This is a genomic window from Wolbachia endosymbiont of Nomada ferruginata (genome assembly GCF_001675785.1).
Classification (GTDB): domain Bacteria; phylum Pseudomonadota; class Alphaproteobacteria; order Rickettsiales; family Anaplasmataceae; genus Wolbachia; species Wolbachia pipientis.
In genome coordinates, this window is the sequence record NZ_LYUY01000174.1 from 1 (window position 1) to 813 (window position 813).

Here is an 813-nt window from a genome sequence, read left to right on the forward strand (position 1 = left end):
TATGCTGGAAATTCTGTTGCTATACTAATCACTGCTCTTTCTATATCGTCGGAAACTCTGTTTGCTAATAGCGGTTTTTTCTTACTTATTTCATGTAATGCTTCCTCTCCTCCATTTTCATATAACTCCTTAAAGCGATAAAATGTATCTCTTGAGTATCCCATCACTTTGCATGCTTGAGACACATTTCCTAGTTGTTTTGCTAGTTCTAATAATCCTAGCTTTGGTTTTAATATTTTTGTCTGTATTGTACTCATATCTAACACTCCTTTATTTTTATTATTTTTAACTTACTTTTTTAAAGTGTCAGGTCAAGTCTTATTTAATACATCTTATGGCTTACTGTATGAACATTCATTTTTAAAGGTAAACTGCACAGCAAATGGTCAGTGCTTGACACTGTCCTCCTTTGTCATCCCAGTGCCCAGACACTGGTTTTCTGCAATCTCATCGAAAACGTTTTTCTATGCTAGTTTGCTTGTGAGCAAGCAAACTTTCCTGGATCCAAGTAGTCAGGGCACTGGGATGACATCTTTGTTGTGTTTAACAAAAACAAATGTTCGTACAGTTGTGGAATGAATCGCAGTATAGCTATAGCATACACAAACGACTAGTTTGCCAAAAAAACATAGCGGTTTTTCTATGATTTTAGTATAATTCTAGCTTTACCTAAACAAAAAGATGAATTATTTAATGGACTGTGTTTTAACGTCTCTTTCCTTACCATTTTCAATTACTGAGAATTATTTATTAATTACTGCGTTGATTCCACTTTTAAGTGCGTTAGCTATTTTTTTTACTGGTAAATGGCCC

General features: G+C 34.1%; 2 protein-coding genes. One reads left to right on the forward strand and one right to left on the reverse strand.

Annotation, left to right across the window (positions count from 1 at the left end; all coding sequences use genetic code 11):
• On the reverse strand, positions 1-257 hold a 257-nt coding region (locus BA053_RS06300), incomplete at its 3' end, for a helix-turn-helix domain-containing protein (RefSeq protein WP_167347182.1).
• A 46-nt stretch (positions 258-303) separates the two neighbouring features.
• Between BA053_RS06300 and BA053_RS07570 the strand changes: the two genes are divergently transcribed.
• Positions 304-579, forward strand: a complete 276-nt coding sequence (locus BA053_RS07570) for a hypothetical protein (RefSeq protein WP_156518242.1) — start codon at positions 304-306, stop codon at positions 577-579.
• Positions 580-813 lie beyond the last annotated feature (234 nt).